General features: G+C 69.3%; 26 protein-coding genes. 14 read left to right on the top strand and 12 right to left on the bottom strand.

Annotated elements, in window-relative coordinates; genetic code table 11:
- The 3 genes from ACHFGS_RS05385 to ACHFGS_RS05375 all read left to right on the top strand — a co-directional run.
- On the top strand, positions 1–408 hold a 408-nt coding region (locus ACHFGS_RS05385; protein WP_394289251.1), incomplete at its 5' end, for an ATP-binding cassette domain-containing protein.
- 33 nt (positions 409–441) lie between these two features.
- On the top strand, positions 442–1,554 hold the full coding sequence (locus tag ACHFGS_RS05380; RefSeq protein WP_394279522.1) for an LLM class flavin-dependent oxidoreductase: 1,113 nt from the start codon (positions 442–444) through the stop codon (positions 1,552–1,554).
- 87 nt (positions 1,555–1,641) lie between these two features.
- The gene (locus tag ACHFGS_RS05375) at positions 1,642–2,202 is read left to right on the top strand and encodes a flavin reductase family protein (RefSeq protein WP_394279521.1); all 561 of its coding nucleotides are present in this window, start codon (positions 1,642–1,644) and stop codon (positions 2,200–2,202) included.
- A 72-nt stretch (positions 2,203–2,274) separates the two neighbouring features.
- Here the strand turns inward: ACHFGS_RS05375 and ACHFGS_RS05370 are convergent, their stop codons facing one another.
- Positions 2,275–2,781, bottom strand: coding sequence for a MarR family winged helix-turn-helix transcriptional regulator (locus tag ACHFGS_RS05370; RefSeq protein WP_394279520.1), 507 nt, complete (start codon positions 2,779–2,781; stop codon positions 2,275–2,277).
- Between the two features lie 367 nt (positions 2,782–3,148).
- On the opposite strand from ACHFGS_RS05370, the gene ACHFGS_RS05365 reads away from it, so the two are divergent.
- Together ACHFGS_RS05365 and ACHFGS_RS05360 are read left to right on the top strand one after the other, a co-directional pair.
- The gene (locus ACHFGS_RS05365) at positions 3,149–3,304 is read left to right on the top strand and encodes a hypothetical protein (protein WP_394279519.1); all 156 of its coding nucleotides are present in this window, start codon (positions 3,149–3,151) and stop codon (positions 3,302–3,304) included.
- A gap of 43 nt (positions 3,305–3,347) precedes the next feature.
- A complete protein-coding gene (locus tag ACHFGS_RS05360; protein ID WP_394279518.1) occupies positions 3,348–3,713 on the top strand; it encodes a hypothetical protein in 366 nt (121 codons plus the stop codon).
- A 256-nt stretch (positions 3,714–3,969) separates the two neighbouring features.
- Here ACHFGS_RS05360 and ACHFGS_RS05355 read toward each other — a convergent pair whose 3' ends face one another.
- A complete protein-coding gene (locus ACHFGS_RS05355) occupies positions 3,970–4,290 on the bottom strand; it encodes an ATP-dependent DNA ligase (protein ID WP_394279517.1) in 321 nt (106 codons plus the stop codon).
- A gap of 56 nt (positions 4,291–4,346) precedes the next feature.
- Between ACHFGS_RS05355 and ACHFGS_RS05350 the strand changes: the two genes are divergently transcribed.
- The gene (locus ACHFGS_RS05350; protein ID WP_394279516.1) at positions 4,347–4,676 is read left to right on the top strand and encodes a hypothetical protein; all 330 of its coding nucleotides are present in this window, start codon (positions 4,347–4,349) and stop codon (positions 4,674–4,676) included.
- On the opposite strand, the gene ACHFGS_RS05345 is transcribed toward ACHFGS_RS05350, so the two are convergent.
- Genes ACHFGS_RS05345 through ACHFGS_RS05335 form a run of 3 tightly spaced genes read right to left on the bottom strand, consistent with a single transcriptional unit; the run spans position 4,663 to position 5,790 of the window.
- Entirely contained in the window at positions 4,663–4,896 is a 234-nt protein-coding gene (locus ACHFGS_RS05345) for a hypothetical protein (RefSeq protein ID WP_394279515.1), read from the bottom strand. The genes ACHFGS_RS05350 and ACHFGS_RS05345 overlap by 14 nt on opposite strands.
- A complete protein-coding gene (locus ACHFGS_RS05340) occupies positions 4,893–5,231 on the bottom strand; it encodes an ATP-dependent DNA ligase (RefSeq protein ID WP_394279514.1) in 339 nt (112 codons plus the stop codon). Before ACHFGS_RS05340 ends, ACHFGS_RS05345 begins: the two co-directional genes overlap by 4 nt.
- A gap of 7 nt (positions 5,232–5,238) precedes the next feature.
- Entirely contained in the window at positions 5,239–5,790 is a 552-nt protein-coding gene (locus ACHFGS_RS05335) for a Dps family protein (protein ID WP_394279523.1), read from the bottom strand.
- Between the two features lie 234 nt (positions 5,791–6,024).
- Here ACHFGS_RS05335 and ACHFGS_RS05330 point away from each other — a divergent pair, with 234 nt between their 5' ends.
- Genes ACHFGS_RS05330 through ACHFGS_RS05320 form a run of 3 tightly spaced genes read left to right on the top strand, consistent with a single transcriptional unit; the run spans position 6,025 to position 9,052 of the window.
- On the top strand, positions 6,025–7,002 hold the full coding sequence (locus ACHFGS_RS05330) for an acyl-CoA dehydrogenase (protein WP_394279513.1): 978 nt from the start codon (positions 6,025–6,027) through the stop codon (positions 7,000–7,002).
- Positions 6,999–8,315 (top strand): PIG-L family deacetylase, encoded by a 1,317-nt coding sequence (locus ACHFGS_RS05325; protein ID WP_394279512.1) that lies wholly within the window; start codon positions 6,999–7,001, stop codon positions 8,313–8,315. Before ACHFGS_RS05330 ends, ACHFGS_RS05325 begins: the two co-directional genes overlap by 4 nt.
- Positions 8,312–9,052 carry a glycosyltransferase gene (locus ACHFGS_RS05320; protein WP_394279511.1) on the top strand — a complete coding sequence of 247 codons (741 nt, stop codon included), beginning with the start codon at positions 8,312–8,314 and terminating at the stop codon, positions 9,050–9,052. Before ACHFGS_RS05325 ends, ACHFGS_RS05320 begins: the two co-directional genes overlap by 4 nt.
- A gap of 24 nt (positions 9,053–9,076) precedes the next feature.
- On the opposite strand, the gene ACHFGS_RS05315 is transcribed toward ACHFGS_RS05320, so the two are convergent.
- From ACHFGS_RS05315 to ACHFGS_RS05285, 7 genes are all read right to left on the bottom strand, one after another.
- Positions 9,077–9,286, bottom strand: coding sequence for a hypothetical protein (locus ACHFGS_RS05315; RefSeq protein WP_394279510.1), 210 nt, complete (start codon positions 9,284–9,286; stop codon positions 9,077–9,079).
- Between the two features lie 69 nt (positions 9,287–9,355).
- Positions 9,356–9,679, bottom strand: a complete 324-nt coding sequence (locus tag ACHFGS_RS05310; protein WP_394279509.1) for a hypothetical protein — start codon at positions 9,677–9,679, stop codon at positions 9,356–9,358.
- A 141-nt stretch (positions 9,680–9,820) separates the two neighbouring features.
- A complete protein-coding gene (locus ACHFGS_RS05305; RefSeq protein ID WP_394289250.1) occupies positions 9,821–10,009 on the bottom strand; it encodes a hypothetical protein in 189 nt (62 codons plus the stop codon).
- Positions 10,010–10,451: 442 nt separating this feature from the next.
- Positions 10,452–10,757, bottom strand: coding sequence for a hypothetical protein (locus ACHFGS_RS05300; protein WP_394279507.1), 306 nt, complete (start codon positions 10,755–10,757; stop codon positions 10,452–10,454).
- Between the two features lie 125 nt (positions 10,758–10,882).
- Positions 10,883–11,782 (bottom strand): hypothetical protein, encoded by a 900-nt coding sequence (locus ACHFGS_RS05295; RefSeq protein ID WP_394279506.1) that lies wholly within the window; start codon positions 11,780–11,782, stop codon positions 10,883–10,885.
- A gap of 114 nt (positions 11,783–11,896) precedes the next feature.
- Entirely contained in the window at positions 11,897–12,694 is a 798-nt protein-coding gene (locus ACHFGS_RS05290) for an SDR family NAD(P)-dependent oxidoreductase (RefSeq protein ID WP_394279505.1), read from the bottom strand.
- Positions 12,695–12,854: 160 nt separating this feature from the next.
- Positions 12,855–13,415 carry a hypothetical protein gene (locus tag ACHFGS_RS05285; protein WP_394279504.1) on the bottom strand — a complete coding sequence of 187 codons (561 nt, stop codon included), beginning with the start codon at positions 13,413–13,415 and terminating at the stop codon, positions 12,855–12,857.
- A 389-nt stretch (positions 13,416–13,804) separates the two neighbouring features.
- On the opposite strand from ACHFGS_RS05285, the gene ACHFGS_RS05280 reads away from it, so the two are divergent.
- From ACHFGS_RS05280 to ACHFGS_RS05260, 5 genes are all read left to right on the top strand, one after another.
- Positions 13,805–14,242, top strand: coding sequence for a hypothetical protein (locus ACHFGS_RS05280; RefSeq protein WP_394279503.1), 438 nt, complete (start codon positions 13,805–13,807; stop codon positions 14,240–14,242).
- Between the two features lie 234 nt (positions 14,243–14,476).
- Positions 14,477–14,944, top strand: a complete 468-nt coding sequence (locus ACHFGS_RS05275) for a 3-oxoacyl-[acyl-carrier-protein] synthase III C-terminal domain-containing protein (RefSeq protein ID WP_394279502.1) — start codon at positions 14,477–14,479, stop codon at positions 14,942–14,944.
- Positions 14,941–15,621 (top strand): iron-containing redox enzyme family protein, encoded by a 681-nt coding sequence (locus tag ACHFGS_RS05270; RefSeq protein ID WP_394279501.1) that lies wholly within the window; start codon positions 14,941–14,943, stop codon positions 15,619–15,621. The genes ACHFGS_RS05275 and ACHFGS_RS05270 overlap by 4 nt, the downstream gene beginning before the upstream one ends.
- Before the next feature lies 1 nt (position 15,622).
- Positions 15,623–16,504, top strand: coding sequence for a DUF6999 family protein (locus ACHFGS_RS05265; RefSeq protein WP_394279500.1), 882 nt, complete (start codon positions 15,623–15,625; stop codon positions 16,502–16,504).
- Entirely contained in the window at positions 16,497–16,811 is a 315-nt protein-coding gene (locus ACHFGS_RS05260; protein WP_394279499.1) for a biopolymer transporter Tol, read from the top strand. Before ACHFGS_RS05265 ends, ACHFGS_RS05260 begins: the two co-directional genes overlap by 8 nt.
- Positions 16,812–17,171 lie beyond the last annotated feature (360 nt).

Genomic DNA, 17,171 nt, shown 5'->3' with positions numbered 1-17,171 from the left:
GATCTGCGCCGGCCCGCCGAGCTGTCCGGCGGGCAGCGCCAGCGCGCCGCGATCGCCCGCGCCCTCGCCGTCGAACCGCGCCTGCTGGTGCTGGACGAGCCGGTCAGCGCGCTCGACGCGGCCAGCCGCGACCACGTCATCCGCTCGCTGATGACCCTCCGAGACGACCGCCGCGACGCGCTCGGGATGCTCGTCATCTCGCACGACATCGGATCACTCGCCGCCCTCAGCGACCGTCTGGTCGTGCTCTACCGCGGGCGCATCGTCGAAGACGGCCTCACCCGCGACGTCGTGAAGAGGCCGCGGCATCCGTACACCCGCCTCCTCATCTCGTCGGTGCCGCTCATCGGCGTCGACGCCCCGTCCGCCGCAGAACGCGCCGCGCTCCGTGATCTCGTCCCCGCCTGAACCGCCCGTCCCCACATCTGAAAGAAGGTCGCCATGCCCATCGAGATCCTCGGAATGATCGCCACGACGCCCGGTTCGGAGTCACGGGCGATCGACGGTCCCCTCGTCGACGCCGGCTACGTCCGCGACTTCTCCCGAGCCCACGAGGATGCCGGTTTCGACCGCGTCCTCATCGGGTACAGCGCGAGTGCTCCCGACGGGTTCGCCGTCGCGGCCGCAGCACTCCATCAGACCGAGCGGCTCAAGGTGCTCATCGCCCACCGACCGGGCTTCGTCTCGCCGACGGTGGTCGCCCGCAAGCTCGCGACCCTCGATCACCTCACGGGTGGCGGCCGCGTCGCGATCCACCACATCACCGGCGGCAGCGAAGCCGATCAGCACCGAGACGGCGACTGGTCGGAGAAGGCCGACCGGTATCGGCGCACCGGCGAGTTCATCGAGGTGCTGCGGCGCACCCTCACCGAGGACGCCCCCTTCGACCACGACGGTGAGTTCTACCGTCACGAGGGCGCGTTCTCGGCCGTGAAGCCGGCGACCGACGACGGCATCCCCATCTACTTCGGCGGACTGTCGGAGGGCGCCGTCGAGGTCGGCGCCGCGCAGGCGGACGTCTACATGCTGTTCGGGGAGCCCCTCGCCGCCGTCGCCGAGCACATCCAGCGCATCCGCGAGGCGGTGGGGGGAAGGAAGATCGAGTTCAGCCTGTCGACCCGCCCGATCATCGCCGCGACCGAGGAGGAGGCGTGGGCGAAGGCCGCGCGCATCCACGACGAGGCCGCCGCCCTGATCGACCAGCAGCGCACCGGCAACACCCTCAGCTTCGCCACCCCCGCCCGGCAGGAGAAGACCGCCGTCTCCGCCGACCTGCTCCAGCAGCACGCGCGGACCGCGGACGTGCACGATGAGCGGCTGTGGCTCGGGATGACCAAGCTCGCCGGCCCGGGCGGCAACTCCACCGCCCCGGTGGGAACGCCGGCCCAGGTCGCCGAGGCGCTCCTGAAGTACTACGACCTCGGCGTGACGAAGTTCCTCATCCGCGGGTTCGATCCCCTCGGCGACGTCATCGAATGGGGCGAGGAGCTCGTTCCCCTGCTCCGCGAGGGCGCCCACCTCCGCGACCTGCAGGGTGCGCTCCAGCCCGCCTGACTCGGAGGGCGCGTCACGAGGCGAAACAGACCGACCATCTCGGTCACATCGACCCTCGGCGGCTCGGGGCGTGCGTACATTCGATGCATGGCATCCACCGCACGCCCCGAACGATCGGCACCCTCCGCACCGAGCGCGGAACGGTCCTTCGACGCCTCGCTCAGCGCCGACGAGTTCAAGGCGCTGTTCCGGGGTCACCCTGGCGGCGTCGCGGTCATCACCGCCGACGCCGGCGAAGGCCCCGTCGCGCTGACGGCGACCTCCGTGTCGTCGGTGAGCGCCGAGCCGCCGCTGCTCATCTTCTCGATCTCGTCGCAGTCCTCGGCATCCGAGACGCTCTCCCGCGCCGAGACGATCGTCGTGCACCTACTCGACGCCGATGACCTCTCGCTGGCCCAGACCGGCGCCACCAGCGGGATCGATCGGTTCGCCGATCACCACTGGTCTCGGCTCGTCACCGGCGAGCCCGTTTACCACGGGGTGCGAGCGTGGGTCCGCTGCGCGGTGATCGAGCGAATGGATGCCGGTGGCTCGACCGTCGTCGCCGCTCACGCCCTGCAGTCCTCCATCGAGCGGGACGGCTCCGGCGAGGCGCTGGTCTACCACAACCGCACCTGGCACCGACTGGGCGACCACAGCGCGATCTGACAGGCGCAGCAGACGCGACGATGCCCGCACCCCTCGGGGATTCGGGCATCGTGCGTGAAGTGTGGGGACGGGTCAGGAACGCCGCGCGAGCTCGTCGAGCGTGACGGCGATGCGGCGGATCACCTGCGTGGCGATGACGACCTCGTCTTCGTTGAGGTCATCGATCACCGAGACGACGGCACCGTGGTGGCCGCCGTACACCTCGTCGACGAGAGCCGCCGCGGACTCTGTCGGCAACAGAAGATGCGCCCGACGGTCGGTCGGGTGCTGCTGGCGGATGACGTACCCTTTGCCGACCAGGCGCTCGATGACGTTCGTGACCGTGGCACTGGAGGTGCCGAGCATCACGATGAGGTCCTTGGGGCTGACCTCCCGGTCCTCCCGCTTCGCCTGGACGAGGTAACGGAGAGCGGACAAGTCGATGCCGCCCAGGCCGGAGATGCGCTGCGAGCGCTCCGCCTGCACCTGCTCGGCGTGACGGAGCTCCAGGATCGCCTTGCTCAGCTCGCGACCGGCCTCGGTCTGCGGCTCAGCGGCGTACAGATGAATGTGTTCGTGACGAACGATGGACTGAGGCATGTCAACTCCTCGGCTCGCTTCTCAGATCACCCACCGCGGCCCGAGCCTCTGCCAACGATGAATAAGTACCTACCCCGACGCCGGAGTCATCACGGGCAATGAATCCTTCGGGGCCACGTTCCACAGTCCCGAGGAACCGACCAGGGGTGTTGCCGACCCAGAAGCCCTTCTCCACCTCGGTCCAGATGGCGCTTCCCGCTGTGGGGGCGTCACCTCGGAGGACGGGGTCTGATCCGAGCATCGTCATCGACATCACCTATTTTACTGTCCGGTTCTGTGAAAGTTACGTGGTTTGTTGGAATCAATGATAGACAAGAGATGTGAAAACCACTAGACGTATTACTTAGCTAGTGATTTAGGAGATGAGATGACCCCCGCAGCCACCCCCCAGCCGATCAGCGCCCCCTTCGCCCAATTGGGCGTGGCGCTCGTTCCCACCCCCCGGGAATGGTGGCGCGGCGGACTCATCGACATCCTCTCCCGCCGCCCGCGCCGGTCCACGGCGCAGCCGGCCTCCATCTGAAACCGAAACGCCACGCACGACCGCACACACCAGGAGGAACGTCATGGGAAGCCTTTACTACGGAAACGTCGCAGAGCCGATCGACATGCCTGACCGGGTCCTCGCACACCTGGCCGCCGTCGCCACCACCAAGCTGCGCCGCAGCGAGAGCTTCGTCGTCTCGTGGAAGGGCACGGAAGCCGACGGCACCGGACGCACCACCCTGTGGCTGCAGCCGGCCATTCCGCTGCGCTTCGTCTACGACCAGGCCGAGCCGATGGCGCTGAACCCCGCGACGCTGCGCGAGATGGCAGACCAGGCCACCTCGAACGGCGGCCTCGTGCTCGACGCTGACATCGACATCCCGGAGATCTCCGCGGCTCGCCCCGCGGCGGCTCCCGCGGCCAAGCGCGCCCGGGCGGCGGCATGAGCGAGATAGACCTGCTCGACGAAGCGGACGCCTACGAAGACGCCCTCGCCGCCGAGTTCACCGAAACCTTCGGGACCGCGCCCCTTCTGGTGTGATCCCACAGGCCCCGAGTCCCCCACTCGGTTGAGGCTTCCCCCAGCCTCGACGCCGGCGATCCCCCGACGTCGGCGACAGTGCCGCAGTACGCAGCCCCCAGATCCGCGTACTGCGGCACTTCTCTGTGTGCGGCAGGTTGCGGTGGGTGCGGAAGCGGGCGTCAGACGGGTTCGGCGTCGCCGACGTCGGCGGGCTCGGGGACGAGGTGCAGACCCGCCGGGGAGTTGGCGGTGTACATGAGCGCTTCCGACCACGCGCGGTTGATGCGCGACTGACGCGAGCCGTAATACTTGAAGACGAGCGATGCGTGCGGGTGCAGCCACACCGATGTGCGCCCCTCGCCGATGCTCTTGTCGTCGCGCCAGGTGAAGTGGAACGACTCTCCACGGCGCAGCTTGTTGCCGATCACCTGCTGCAGGTGCGCGAGCGTGCGATCTTCGAAATCGACCTTGATGGAATCCTCGTAGATGAACTTTCCCACCGGAATCCTCTCTGCGCCCCGGACCGGCCGCGACGCTCTCCCATTATGGTGGGGACATGGGCCTCATTTACTACGGCGGCTCGGCGATGCCCATTCGGATCGATGACCGAGCACTCGCTCACCTGAAGATCGTGATCTCGACGAAGCTCCGTCGTTCGGAGAGCTTCACCGTGTCCTGGCAGCACCCCGACGACCTCCCGGGGGGACGGACGACCATCTGGTTGCACCCGTCCATCCCGCTGCGGTTCGTCTTCGACGATCCGGAACCGCCGGAGCTCAACCGACAGTGGATCGAGGAGCTCGCGGCATCCGCCAACTCGTCGGGAGGCGTGCAGCTCGACCCCGCGCTGTTCGAGAAGACGGGCGACGCGGTCAGCTCCCCGTGACGATTCCCTCATCGGGATCGTCCGGGATCGGGACCAGCGCGATCTGGACACCGGGCGAGATCAGCAGGTGCGCCGGTCGTGGCGCACCCTCGCCGTCGTTCACGTTGATCCAGCCGTGCCCGGCGACGAGTGCGGCGCTCACCTGAGCCACGAGGTCCTCGTACGAGGTGTCGCCGACGCTGTAGAGCTCGCCGCCGTAGTGGATGTCGACACGTTTCACAGGGGTGCCACCTCTCCCGCTCCGCTGACGACCGGATCGGCTGTGGGTTCGGGAACCAGCGTCAGACCGGCCGTCGTGTTGGCGGATGCCGCGAGCGCCTCGATCCAGGCCCGGTTCAGATCGGGGCGGCGTGCGCCGTAGAACTTGAAGACCAGGGTGCAGCGGGGGTGCAGCCACACGCTGGTGCGGCCGTCGCCGATCGCGGGAGAGTCCTTCCAGGTGAAGTGAAAGGACTCTCCTCGCGCCAGCTTGTTCGAAATCACCAGTTGGAGGTGGGCGAGTTCGCGGTCGTCGAAGTCGACCTTCAGGACGCCTTGGTAGATGAACTTGCCCACCTCGAACTCACTTGGGGGTACGGTTCTCGGCGCTGACCATCCAGGCGTACTGCTCGAGGGTCTCGAGCACGCTGTGGAGGATATCGGCGCTGGTGGGGTCTTCCTCGTCGACCTCGTCGTGCACGGTGCGGCACGTTTCGATCGCAGCCTCGAGCCGCTCGGTGACCAGATCGATCACGTCCGTGGTGAGCACCTCGCCGTGAGGGAACTCGGGGAGGGTGGTCTGCTCGGCGACGGTGTCGCTTCGCCCGTCGGGGACGGCGTGGAGGGCGCGCATGCGCTCCGCGATGGTGTCGCTGAAGTTGCGCGCCGCATCGATGATCTCGTCGAGCTGCACGTGTGTATCACGGAAGTTCTTGCCGACGACGTTCCAGTGGGCCTGCTTGCCCTGCGACGCCAACTCGAGCAGGTCGACGAGGACCTTCTGGAGGTTGTCGCTCAGTGTCTGCGAGGCGGTGAACCCGCGCTCCGCGTTCTGCTCCTCGGTCAGCCGGGCGCCGGTGGCGCGGCGGTTGTTCTTCGGAGCGGCGGCGGTCTTCTTCTGCGTCGTGGTCGCCACGGGGAGTCCCTTCTGTCGCAGGAATGCGTTCACCCGAAACGTTAGGACCATGCCCCGCCGGGGGCATCGGGGTTGCGCCGGACCTGGCCCGGTGATAGCCCGACCCGGCTACCCCGCGGCATCCGCGCCGTCAAGCCCTCGCGGCGATGCCGCACGGGTCGGCAGAGTAGCCGCGGAGGATCCATGCCGCACCCATTTGAACCCTTGCTCGAGCCCTCGGCGGCGGAGCATGAGGTGCCCCATCCCGACGAGCCTGCGGCTGTCCTCCGCTGGGCGTCACAGCTCAGCTCGGACCTCCCACTTCCGGGCTCCGGCCACACCGGATATCTCTGGTCGACGCTCGCGCACATCGCGGCGGCGGACGTCGAGGTGGCACGGATGGTCGAACCGCATCTCGATGCGATCGCAATCCTCGCCCAGGCCCAGGCCGACGGGATCGACCTCGCGGCGCTCTCCTCTCGACTCGGGACGGATCCCACCTCGACGTGGGGGGTGTACGCCGCGGAAGGACCGGGGGCCCGGCTTCTCGCCGAAGAGGGGCCCGGCGGGTGGTCGCTCACGGGAACGAAGCCCTGGTGCTCCCTTGCGACCGAGGCGAGCCACGCCCTCGTGACGGCCTGGACGAGCGAGACCACGCGACGACTGTTCGCCGTTCCCCTCCGCTCCGACACCGTCTCCGCTCACCCCGGACCGTGGCATTCCCGCGGCCTCTCGCGCGTGGTGAGCGCACCCGTCGACTTCACCCGGACCCCCGCCGTCCCGATCGGCGACGACGGCTGGTACCTCGCCCGCGCCGGCTTCAGCTGGGGCGGGATGGGGGTGGCCGCGATCTGGTGGGGCGGCGTGCGACCCCTCGTGCACGCGGTCACCGATGCCGCCCGATCCGAACGCGCCGACCAGCTCGCTCGGATGTACGCGGGACGGGCGGATGCCGCGGACTGGACCGCCCGGTTGGCCCTCACGCACGCCGCGGGCGCGGTCGACCGGGGCGTCTCCGGCGAGGAGGGGAAACTCTTCGCGGCCCGCACCCGAGCCGTCGTCGCGCGTGCGGCCGAGGAGATCCTGACCCTCGCCGACCGGGCGCTGGGGCCCGCCCCGCTGACCGCCGACGAGGCGCACGCGAAACGCGTCGCCGATCTGCGCATCTACCTGCGCCAAGACCACGCCGAACGCGACCTCGCCCGGCTCGGCTCGTTGGCGGTGCGCGCATGAGCGTCGCCTTCGACCACCGCGACCCGGGCACTCCCGAAGCGGCCTGGCAGGCCGTCGACCTCGGCACCGAGCCGCTCGTCCTCGACCGCACCCACCTGGTCGTCGTCGCCGCCCACCCCGACGATGAGACCCTCGGCGCGGGCGGTCTGATCGCCACCGCGGCGGCCGCCGGCCACGATGTGACGGTCATCGTCGCGACCGACGGCGAAGCGGCATCCCCCGAGCAGCGTGGGCTCGCACTGCTGCGCCGCCAAGAGCTGACGGCGGCGCTGTACCGCGTGGCGCCGCGCGCCCACATCCGCCACCTCGGGCTGCCCGACGGAGGACTGCGCGAGAACACCCGCCGTCTCGCGTCGATGCTCACGGCCGAGTTCGCAGCCTTCGACCCCGATGACACCCTCGTCGCGGTCACCTGGTGGGGCGACGGCCACCGCGATCACCGCGTGCTCGGCGAGACCGTCCGCACCGTCGCGCGCGGAGCTCGCGTGATCGGCTACCCGATCTGGTATTGGCATTGGGGTGACCCCGACTCCCCCGATCCCGGGCCGTGGGTCGAGCTGGCCCTCACGCCGCGCGCGGCGTCGGCGAAGGCGGCCGCGCTGTCCGAGCACGCGTCGCAGTACCGCACCGACGACGGCGACCCCGTTCTCCACGAGCGGATGCTCGCCCACTTCCAGCGGGACCGGGAGGTCTTCGTGGACGCCGGCGAACCAGTCCCGGCGGCTCCCGTCGACATCGGTAGGTTCGAGGAATTCTTCCGCACCCACGACGACCCGTGGGGGTTCGAGACCCGCTGGTACGAGGAGCGCAAGCGCTCGATCCTGCTGTCGGCGCTCCCCCGCCGCCGATTCACGCGCACCCTCGAGCTGGGCTGCGCGACCGGCACCCTCACCGCGGAGCTGGCCCAGCGCTCCGACGAGATCGTCGGGGTCGATGCTTCCGAAACCGCTCTCCGGCGCGCGGCGGAACGGGTGCCGGGCGCCGTCTTCGAGCAGCGCACACTTCCGCAGGAATGGCCGGACGGTGAGTGGGACCTCATCGTGCTGTCGGAGCTCGGCTACTACTGGAGCCCTGGCGACCTGTCACTCGCGCTCGAGCGGATCACGGGCTCCCTCGCCTCGGACGGGGTGCTGGTCGCGTGCCACTGGCGGCGACGGATCCCCGACGCATCGCTGGATGCCGAGGCCGTGCACCGCGCGATCGCGCGACGTGGGCTTCAGCGGCTCGCACGCCACGTGGAGGAGGATTTCATCCTCGAGGTCTGGACGCCCTACGGCGTGCCCTCCGTCGCCGCCGCGGAGGGACTCACATGAGCCGGCGATTCGACGCGGTCGCCGTCGTCGTCCCCGCGCACGACGAGGTCGAGCTGCTCCCGGGCTGCCTGGCAGCGCTGGAGATAGCCGCTCTCGCCGCGCGCGCCGTGGTGGGCAGGGTCGAGGTGGTGGTCGCGCTCGACGCCTGCACCGACGCCTCCGCCGAGGTCGCGCGCGCCGCGGGCGTCACGGTCGTCGAGCTGCAGGCGCGCCGAGTAGGAGCTGCCCGATCCGCTGGTGTCGACGCTGCGCTGGCGCTCCTGCAGCCGACACCCCCTCGGCGCATCTGGACGGCGCACACAGACGCGGATTCCACCGTGCCGCCGCACTGGCTGACCCATCAGCTCGCGATGGCACGCTCGGGGGCGGACGCCGTCGTCGGCACGGTGCGTCCCGATTTCAGTGACCTCACCGAAGACCAGCGCGAAGCGTGGTGGGCCACCCACACCCCCGGCGTCGCGAACGGCCACGTGCACGGCGCCAATCTCGGCATCCGCGCGGATGTCCTCTCCCGTGCCGGCGGCTTCCCCTGCGTCGAGGCGCACGAGGACGTGCAGCTCATGGAACGGGTGGCGGCGTCGGGGGCTCGGGTGGTGGCCTCGGATGCCGCGTGGGTCAGCACGAGCGGCCGTGCACACGGTCGGGCACCCGACGGGTACGCCCGCTACCTTCGCGAAGACCTCGTGCCCGCGGCATCCGGAGCAGTCCGGTCGGTGCAGGGCATCTCGATCGCCTGAGGGGACGAGCCCCGCCGGGGTGGGTCAGAGCCGGGATGCGGCCGCGTCGACCTCGGCGTCGGACAGGGAAAGACCCGCCTGGGCGAGTCGCTCGACGAGGACAGCGCGCGCGTCGATCTCGCGGTTCTCGGCGAGGTCGGCTCTGGTCTGCACGATGATGCCCTCGACTTTGTCATCGACGCCCGCGGGGTGCTGCGTCATGGCCGGACCGTCCTGCGTGGTGTCTTCGCTCATGCGTTCACTCTCACCCGCGACGCCGCGGGAGCACAGGGTCTTGACCGCAGGGTGGCGCCCCGTTAGGCGTCAGCGCGACGGCCGATCGGTGTGGATCGAGGGGCCGGTCCAGACCGGACCGGTCATCTCGGTGTCCTCGTCCTGCTCGTCCATGTCGAGCGCGAGCAGGCTGTCGGGCCCGCCGAGGTCGGCATCGGGGATCGGTATCACCGCGATGGGAACGCCGGGGGTGATGGAGAGAAATGCGGGACGGGGGTTTCCCTCACCGTCGTTGACCTCGAGCCAATGGTGCCCGGAGAGCGCTCCGGCCCGGATCTCCTCGTGGACTTCTTCAAGCGAACGGTTCCCGATGCTGTACCACTGACCGCCGTAAGAGATGTCGATGCGCGTCATCGTCGCCTCCTCCGCGGGTCGTTCGTGGGCGGTGTCGTGCAGCGGGCTGCTCACATCCCAGCGTCAGCGCTCCGCCCGCCATCGGCCACGTCCTTGACAGCCGGAGAAGCGGCGGGTATCCGCACTGTGCCATCGAGGCGTTCAGATAGGGGCGAGCGGCGGGCGCGCGGCGATCGGTCGTGGCTTGCGGCTGCGCGAGACCATCGACTGGAGGTGAGCGGCCGCTGCATCGAGCACGTCATCCATCGATTCGAAGCGACGGGTTCCGGCTCCCGCGCGGACCCAGGTCACCTCAAAGCGGCCGTCGCGGCGCTCGATGTAGGCGAGCACGACTGCCGCGTCGCACTCATCGACGGACCCGTCGCACAACCGCCACGCGTCTTCGCCGATCGGTTGCAGCCTCAGTCGGTGTGCAGAGTCGACAGGCATGGGAACCTCCGGTGGTGCGGTCGCCGCGCTCCCGCGGCGGGGTCGGCGCCGACGACGCCGTCGAATGCCACCCTCCGTCAGCGCGTACGCGCGGCAGAGGGGCTTGACATCTCGGATTCCACCCGCCTCAGCCGGGTCGCGGCGGTATCCCGTCACGATGAACTCGGGATCGGTTACCAGATCGCGTGCGGCCCGTCAATGCCTCGCCGTCGGATTGCGAGGGACCCTACGGTGGTTTCTGCAAGGTAAGTAGGCGGCACGGTCGAGACGAAAGGTGTTCGGGTCACCGATCCTCTCCCACGCTTATGAACAGGCCCCGGCGATCGGGCTTATCGCCGGGGCCTTACCTTTGCCCTCCCCTAGGCTCAGGGTGACCGCCCGACCGAGGAGCCGCCGATGAGCACCCCATGCGCTCGCGCCCGTGCAGACCCGCGAGGTCCCGGACTCGGGCGATCTGCGTCTGGATCCAGGGCGCCTGCGGGCGGCCGAGGTCCTCGTAGAACGCGTCCATCCGGTCGGAGTAGGCACGGATCGCGTCGGGATCGGCCGGCCGGTACCGTTCCTCGTGCAGCACCACGTCCTGCGGGAGGCGGGGCTTCAGCGTGCGTTTCCGGTCGAATGCCGGCTGCCCGACCGCGACCGCGAGCACCCCGACCGTCGCGCTGACCGCCGCTCACGAGGCCTGTGGCAGTCCGAAGCTGTGCGCGGTCTTGATCGGCGCGGCGCTGAGCCCGGCCCCGCGGCGGCACGGCGCCGCCTCGCAGCATCCGACCGTCAGTCGAGCGGGCGCAGCCCCGTGCTGGTCTCGATGCACCACTCGATCTCGTCCAGGCTCGGCCACCCGGCCAGCTCGTGCGCTCCGCGCCCGGCCTCGAACCACTCCTGCTGCTCGGCGTCGGTCCAATCGCGCCCCTCGCTGATCGCGAGGGACGACAGCCGCCCGGCCATGACGGTGAGGTAGACCTCGAACGTGCGACCGTCGAGCGGGCGGTAGCGAGCGACGACGGGGAAGTTCGCGTCGGCCGGGACGGCCAGGGGCAGGTCCTCGGGCACCTCGAAGCCGATGCCCGCTGCGAACCCGTCGGGGCCATCAGGACCCTCGAACAGGTTCGCGCGGGCGGCGTCGAGCTGGGCGCGCAGTTCCGGTGCCCCGAAGTGCTCCGTGCGGCCGAGGAGGGCGGAGACGAGTCCGCGGACGGGCTCGGGAACCTCGACGCTCTCCGGCTCGGTGAACTCCTCGGCTTCCGCGGTCGTGTCGTCGGAGGCGGCCAGGTGCCGGTCACCCCACCATCCGAGCGCAAGGAGGCCGACGCCGGCGGCTGCCAGCAGCACACGCGGACGGGTGACGCCCCCGCGCAGCAGGGCCGACTGGAGGCGCGCATCGAGTGCCTCGCCCACCTCGGCGACGCCGAAAGTAGCCCCGACAGCACCGGCGGTCACCCCGGCGCGCATCGGGAGAGCGCCGAGCGGCCAGTCGGCCCGTCGCAGGCTCGTCCACGTCGTGAAGCCGGCGAGCGCCGCATTCGCGGCGCGGTACGCGAACCGTGCGCCCGGCCGAAGGGTCGCCGGGTCGACGAGCGTGAGCGCCGCGGTCGCGGCGGCCGTCACCACGAGGTTCGGGACACTGCGGGAGTCGGCGACGGAGCGGAGCGCGTTCGGGATGCGGGCGGCCATGCCTCCACCCTCGCGGACAGCCCGGGGCGACGCAAACCGTGTCGCCCGGCGCCGCCGTCATTGCGCCTGCGCCCTGCGTGTCGCGGCGCGAGCAGATCACCCCGGGGCGGTACCTCAGCCGAGGAGGCCGCCCATCTGCTTGGCGATCAGCTCCGTCGCCATCTTCTTGTTGAGACGCGAAAGACGGTCCATCGTCGCGGCATCCGAGCCGATGGTCGCGCGGAAGCGACCCTTCACGATCGTCTCGACGATGACCTCGGCCGCCTTGCCGGGCGGGGTCGTCTTGAAGCTGGATTTCTCCGCGGTGGCGTCCCCCACCGAAACGCCCGAGTTCGCGGCGATGTTCGTGCCGATCGCGCCCGGGAAGACGGTTGAGACGGCGACGCCTGTGCCCATCAGTTCGGCGTAGAGGGCCTCGGTGAGAAGCGTGACGGCAGCCTTCGAAGCCCCGTACACCGCTTGACCGGGAACCGGCGCGTAGGCGCCCATGCTGGAGACGTTGACGAGCGAAGCCTCCGGCCGCGCGGTGAGGTGCGGGAGGAAGGCCTTCACGGTGTTGATGACACCCCAGAAGTTCACGTTCATGACCTTCTCCATATCGGAGAAGTCGAGGTCGGCGATCTTCACGAACTTCTGGATCACGCCGGCGATGTTGACGAGGCCGTCGATCTGCCCGTGGGCGGCGATCACGGCGTCCGGCAGTGCGGCGACGGCATCACGGTCGGTGATATCGACGGCGTGGGAGGAGTACCGCTCTCCTGCGCCGGCGAGCCGGCCGGTTTCGGCGAGTCCCTCTGCGCTGAGGTCGACGCCCGCGACGCGCGCGCCACCGGCCAGGAGCTGGAGTGTGACCTCACGCGCGATACCGTTGCCCGCTCCGGTGACGATGAAGACCTTGCCGGCGATGTCCATGGTGACCCTGCTTTCCCCGGTCTCCCGGCTCGCGCCCCAGCGGCACGTCCTCAGTATGCCGGAGCGGGAGATCCTCACAGTGGAACGGGGTTCGGCGCCCCGAGCAGCGGTGCCGCCGACCCGTGGCATTGTGCAGCATTCCGCCTGAGCGGAGTGCTCGTCACGCTGGGGTGGGTCCGTCGGCCGGGACGGTAACGGCGGCTGCCTTCTGGATCTGCTTGCGCCGCGAACGGAAGGCCATCGCGCGGCCGAACGCGCACGCCGCGACACTGGCCGGCAGCACGACGAGCATGACGGGATTCTCGAGGGATACCTCGCCGAGTAGCGGAGGCTGACCTCGATCGAGGAGCGAGAAGACGAGAACCACCAGACCCGCGAGAACCCCGAAGCACACGACGTGCACGACCGGGCTGGCTACGCGCCGCAGCGCCTTACCGAGGAGCCATGCGAGCGGCGTGAACACCCAGATCGCGATGAAACCGATGAGAGCGGCGCCCAGAAGGAAGATGACCGCCACGAAGACCTGGTCGCCGTGGCTGAGGATCCCGTCGGGGTGGGGAGCCGGGATCGCGAAGATCACCGCGAGCACCAGCGCGATGGCGAACATGCCGAGCCAGGTGAATGCGTTGTGCTTCACGATCTCGCGCCGGCCGAAGCGAATCCCCTTCTGCCCGTGCGGCGATCCGACGGATGCCGAAGGTGCCTGCGCGATGCTGTTCATTCCCCCACTATGCCCGGGCACGAGCCGCGGCGCAGTAGGTCGAATGGGGGACACTGTGAGCGGCTCGACATGACTTCGCATACGAATGACGTCAAGAAGAGGACCGGGCTCCTCACGCATCGCCGCCACGCCCCGACGCCGCAATTCGCCCACCTGCAGGATGCCGTGTTCGTGGCATCCTGCGCTCGCGAGGCGAGCTCTGTCCACTACCGGGCGTACCCCGCGTCACCTGAACGCATCAGGAAGACGCGGTCGCCGACCGCGGATTCTCGAGCCGGTCACCTCGTCGGCACCTCCCAGGAAACCGTGTCCGCCAGACGGGGGACACCGTCGGCGCGTCTGGGGATGAGGCCGTCGCTCCGCCATACGAGTGCCCTAGGGTCAACGCCATGGGCACCACGGCATCGGCGTATCTCACCGGCTTCGGGCGGTACCTCCCGGGCGACCCGGTCGACAACGACGGCATCGTCGCGAGGCTCGGCGGGGAGGACAAGGTCACTGCGCGCATCCGCCAGCGGGTCCTCGACGCCAACGGCATCCGGCAGCGTCACTACGCCCTCGATGAGCAAGGCGAACCGACCGAGCTGAACGAGGAGCTCGCCGTGAAGGCGCTGCGCGCCGCGCTCGACGATCGCGGCATCCGCGCCGACGAGCTGCGCATGCTGGCGTGCGCCACCACGATCGGCGACGTGCTCGTCCCCGGCTTCGCCTCGATGGTGCACGGGCGACTCGGCGGCGGTCCGATGCAGCTGCTCTCCGCATCGGGCGTCTGCGCATCGAGCCTCGCTTGCCCTCGACGCGGCGGTCAGCAAAGTCAAGCTCGGTGACCACCCCCGCGTCGCCGTCGTGGGTTCGGAGGTCGCCAGCCGAAGCCTTCGGCAGCGCCGCTACGACGGCATCCGCGCCGGGATGGACTCCCACTTCCTGCGCTGGATGCTCTCCGACGGCGCCGGCGCCGTGGTCGTGGAGTTCCAGCCGCACCCCTCGCGTCCGTCGCTGCGAGTCGACTGGGTGCGCCACGTCTCGCTCGCGCACGAGCACGACGTCTGCATGCGGGGGGCATGGACGGCCTCGACCCGGTCGTCGGATCGACGTGGCAGGACGTGCCGGCGACGGATGCCGCGGCGGCCGGCATGTTCCTGCTGCGTCAAGACGTCAGCGTGCTCGACGACCTGGCCGACTGCGGACTGAAGCAGTTCGAGGAACTCGTCGACATCGGCCTCGTCGACGTCGGGCACCTCGACCACGTCATCTGCCACTACAGCACCAACGCGTTCCGCGATCGTGCCTTCGACGGGCTCCGCAAACGCGTGCCGACGCTTGACACCGACCGCTGGTTCTCGAACCTCGAGACCTGCGGCAACACCGGCTCGGCCAGCATCTTCATCGCCCTCGAGGAGGCGTGGCGCACCGGCCGGTTCTCGGTCGGCGACACAATCCTGCTCGCCGTCCCCGAATCGGGCCGGTTCTCCTTCGCCTTCGCCCACCTCACCGTCGTCGCCCCACCCCAGAACGGAGCCCCGTCATGACCACGGACACCGCAACCGACACCGCCACCTCCCTGGGCGAGCGTCTCGCCGACGTCTGGATCGAGCTCGAGGACCGCCTCGCCGAGGTGCCGATCCTCCGGCGACTCGACGAGGGCACCGTGACCCTGCACGACTACCAGCGCCTGCTGTTCAACCTGCGCCAACAGGTCGTCGACGGGTCGCCGTGGATCTCCCGCGCGGCATCCAATTTCGACATCGAGCACTTCGAGCTGCGCACCGCCGCGATCAAGCACGCGCAGGAGGAGCACCGCGACTACCTCATGCTGGAGCGCGACTACGTCGCCGTCGGCGGGTCGCTCGACGAGCTGCGCGCGGGACGGAAGAACCTCGGTTCCGAAGCGCTCTCGGGGTACATGTTCACGTACGCCGACCGACCGAACCCCGTCGGACTGCTCGGCGCGATGTACATCATCGAGGGCCTCGGCGCGCAGCGGGCAGCGGGATGGGCGGCGCGGTTCCAAGAGGTGCTGGGTCTCGCCGACAGCCAGGTGCACTTCATGCGATACCACGAGGTCGCCGACGGCAACCACACCGGCGACTTGGAGGCGATCCTCACGTCGGACATGATCAGCGACGACGACGCAGACGAGATCGTCCGGTGCGCGCAGGTCGTCGCGCGGCTCTACGCCCTCCAATTGGAAGAGCTGGACCGCTGAGATGGCGGCGAAACGCCCGCCGCTGCCGGTCATGCGGGAGTTCGTGACGTCCGACCCGAGCATGTGGGAGGCGATCTACGCCGACCCCTCGGTGCCGCTCGACCGCTCCGTCGTGCGGCAGATCATCAACGATCAGCGGCGGCTCTCCCGGCGCTGGCTGTACCCGATCGCGCGGGTGTTCTCGCGAGTTGTGGTCGCGGTCGTCTCGGTCATCAAGCGGGTGCTGCCCTTCCGATGGATGCCACTTCACGTCATGGATGCGCTGTGCGTGTGGTTTCTGCGGCACTTCGTCTCCCCCAGCGCCGTCGATCTGCTGATCCGGCACTTCGTCATCGAGACGAACCTCGTCAACTTCATCATCCGCAACTCTCCTGCAGACATTGAACCCGTCACCCTCCGCCCGACCGCCCTGTCGGGCCTCGGCGACCAGGCGGTCGTCGAGCACGACGTCAACGTCTACGACGTGCTCATCGCGCTCGACAAGGTGCGGGTGACCGAACGCGAGGAGCTGGACTTCACGCAACTCGACATCCCGCCGCTGGACGCGGAACGCGGCATCCGCCGGATCATCCGTCTCGACATCCAGACCGCCCTCTGCTTCATGAACATCCCGTTCTCGATGGCGCTCACCGTCGAGGAGTACCGCCGCGCGGTGCACTCGATGCGGTTCGACGATTCGTTCCTCGAGATCCTCACCACGATCACGGGGGATGACACGTTCCGCGCGTGGAAGCAGGGTGCGCTGAGCCTGTGGATGGACTCCAACGTCGACGTACCTCAGATGGTCTACCGGCACGCACTCGTCTGCGAGTACGCGCACGCCCACCTGGTGAAGCTCGCCGGCGGCGAGTACCCGCGCGACACTCCCGCTCTCCGTGACTGATCGGAACCGCGAGGAGGACGAGCGCTGGCTCGTCATCGACGGGCGACGGTGGCGCCGCACCGACCCGGCCCTGCCGGCGGAGATCGTCGAGGCCCTGAAATCCCACCTCGGGCGGGCGCGCTCGGCCGTGGCATCGGGCAAGCGCACTCACGACGAGGACGCGATCGCCGAGGCCCGACGCCGCGTCGGCATCGCCAAGCGCGGCCTCGGCGAGCGCGGCCCGTACTGGTGGGACTCCCCCGAGACCGAGCGTCTGGCCCGGGCCGAGGAGGCGCTGAGGGAGCTCAAAGAGGACGCGCCGCGGTGAGCCGCCGAGAAAACGCCGACACAACAGGAAAACCCCCGACAGGCCGGGGGTTTCGTGGCGGAGACGGAGGGATTTGAAATCGCGCCGATGGCAATCGAGACGGACCCAATCCGCATGATTCCGCGGAATCTGACGTCGCTGGCATCCGCTTCGATCAGGTCAGCTTGGTTCGATTGGTGGCAGAAACGTGGCACGAATTCTTGGCCCTCAGAGCCCCTCGGGGTGACGTCCCGCTGAGTGGTGGAGTTTCTCAACACCGTGCGAGATCAGCTTCTGTGATTATGCTGCAGCGAGTTCGGGGATCGCGACCTCCTTCTCGGTGGTGTTGAGGAGCTTCATGGAGTGCTCGCTGAAGTAGCG

It is taken from the genome of Microbacterium sp., from assembly GCF_043427715.1.
Lineage (GTDB): Bacteria > Actinomycetota > Actinomycetes > Actinomycetales > Microbacteriaceae > Microbacterium.
Note: the sequence above shows the minus strand (reverse complement) of the source record. Positions and strands in the feature narration are given on the sequence as shown.

Coding starts and splice junctions, on each gene's coding strand:
- ACHFGS_RS05380 (WP_394279522.1), top strand. CDS start 442: ATGCCCATCGAGATCCTCGGAATGATCGCCACGACGCCCGGTTCGGAG.
- ACHFGS_RS05375 (WP_394279521.1), top strand. CDS start 1,642: ATGGCATCCACCGCACGCCCCGAACGATCGGCACCCTCCGCACCGAGC.
- ACHFGS_RS05370 (WP_394279520.1), bottom strand. CDS start 2,781: ATGCCTCAGTCCATCGTTCGTCACGAACACATTCATCTGTACGCCGCT.
- ACHFGS_RS05365 (WP_394279519.1), top strand. CDS start 3,149: ATGACCCCCGCAGCCACCCCCCAGCCGATCAGCGCCCCCTTCGCCCAA.
- ACHFGS_RS05360 (WP_394279518.1), top strand. CDS start 3,348: ATGGGAAGCCTTTACTACGGAAACGTCGCAGAGCCGATCGACATGCCT.
- ACHFGS_RS05350 (WP_394279516.1), top strand. CDS start 4,347: ATGGGCCTCATTTACTACGGCGGCTCGGCGATGCCCATTCGGATCGAT.
- ACHFGS_RS05325 (WP_394279512.1), top strand. CDS start 6,999: ATGAGCGTCGCCTTCGACCACCGCGACCCGGGCACTCCCGAAGCGGCC.
- ACHFGS_RS05320 (WP_394279511.1), top strand. CDS start 8,312: ATGAGCCGGCGATTCGACGCGGTCGCCGTCGTCGTCCCCGCGCACGAC.
- ACHFGS_RS05315 (WP_394279510.1), bottom strand. CDS start 9,286: ATGAGCGAAGACACCACGCAGGACGGTCCGGCCATGACGCAGCACCCC.
- ACHFGS_RS05310 (WP_394279509.1), bottom strand. CDS start 9,679: ATGACGCGCATCGACATCTCTTACGGCGGTCAGTGGTACAGCATCGGG.
- ACHFGS_RS05295 (WP_394279506.1), bottom strand. CDS start 11,782: ATGGCCGCCCGCATCCCGAACGCGCTCCGCTCCGTCGCCGACTCCCGC.
- ACHFGS_RS05290 (WP_394279505.1), bottom strand. CDS start 12,694: ATGGACATCGCCGGCAAGGTCTTCATCGTCACCGGAGCGGGCAACGGT.
- ACHFGS_RS05285 (WP_394279504.1), bottom strand. CDS start 13,415: ATGAACAGCATCGCGCAGGCACCTTCGGCATCCGTCGGATCGCCGCAC.
- ACHFGS_RS05280 (WP_394279503.1), top strand. CDS start 13,805: ATGGGCACCACGGCATCGGCGTATCTCACCGGCTTCGGGCGGTACCTC.
- ACHFGS_RS05275 (WP_394279502.1), top strand. CDS start 14,477: ATGGACGGCCTCGACCCGGTCGTCGGATCGACGTGGCAGGACGTGCCG.
- ACHFGS_RS05270 (WP_394279501.1), top strand. CDS start 14,941: ATGACCACGGACACCGCAACCGACACCGCCACCTCCCTGGGCGAGCGT.
- ACHFGS_RS05265 (WP_394279500.1), top strand. CDS start 15,623: ATGGCGGCGAAACGCCCGCCGCTGCCGGTCATGCGGGAGTTCGTGACG.